The organism is Streptomyces sp. Y2F8-2 (assembly GCF_014905555.1).
GTDB classification, from domain to species: Bacteria; Actinomycetota; Actinomycetes; order Streptomycetales; family Streptomycetaceae; genus Streptomyces; species Streptomyces cynarae.
This window is the reverse complement of sequence record NZ_BNGS01000031.1, coordinates 1-1,093: the sequence shown is the minus strand read 5'-3', so window position 1 is coordinate 1,093 and position 1,093 is coordinate 1. Positions and strand designations below refer to the sequence as shown.

1 pseudogene is annotated in these 1,093 nt (G+C 66.1%); it reads right to left on the bottom strand.

Annotation, left to right across the window (positions count from 1 at the left end):
• A pseudogene (locus SY2F82_RS38550) lies at positions 1 to 1,093 on the bottom strand (alpha-1,4-glucan--maltose-1-phosphate maltosyltransferase); the annotation flags it as partial.

Below are 1,093 nucleotides of genomic sequence, written 5' to 3'. Positions count from 1 at the left end.
GGGGCGATGCTGCGGCCCTCGCGTTCGGCGGCTTCCCAGTCCCGGGGCCTGAGCTGGTACTTCTCCGAGTCCAGGTACTCCTCGCTGCCCTCCCGCAGCGGCACGTTCTCACACAACTCGTACCCCGAGTACACCCCCCACGTCGGCGACAGCGTCGCCGCCAGCACCGCCCGCACCTCGAACGCGGGCCGCCCCCCGTGCTGCAGATACGCATGCAGGATGTCCGGGGTGTTCACGAAGAAGTTCGGCCGCATATACGCCGCCGCCTCCCCCGACAACTCACCCAGATACTCGGTCAGTTCCTGCTTCGAATTCCGCCACGTGAAATACGTGTAGGACTGCTGGAACCCCACCTTGGCCAGCGTGTGCATCATCGCCGGCCGCGTGAACGCCTCCGCAAGGAAGATCACATCCGGATCCGCGGCGTTGACCTCCCCGATCACCCGCTCCCAGAACACCACCGGCTTGGTGTGCGGATTGTCCACCCGGAAGATCCGCACCCCATGCCCCATCCAGAACCGCAGCACCCGCACCGTCTCCGCCACCAACCCGTCCATGTCCGCATCGAAATGGACCGGATAGATGTCCTGGTACTTCTTCGGCGGATTCTCCGCATACGCGATCGACCCGTCCGGACGATGCCGGAACCACTCCGGATGCTTGTCCACCCACGGATGATCCGGCGAACACTGCAACGCGAAATCCAGGGCCACCTCCAGCCCCACCTCCCGCGCCCGCCCCACGAACCAGTCGAAATCCTCGACCGAGCCCAGATCCGGATGCACCGCGTCATGACCGCCCTCAGACGACCCGATCGCCCACGGCACCCCCACATCCCCCGGCCCCGCCGACAGAGAATTGTTGGGCCCCTTGCGGAACGTCGTCCCGATCGGATGGATCGGCGGCAGATACACCACATCGAAACCCATCCCCGCGATCACCGGCAGCCGCCGCGCCGCCGTACGGAACGTCCCGTGCGGCCGCTCCGCAGTCCCCTCCGAACGCGGGAAGAACTCGTACCACGACCCGAACAACGCCCGCTCCCGCTCCACCACCAACGGCAACGGATCCGAAACCGTCACCAGTTCACGCA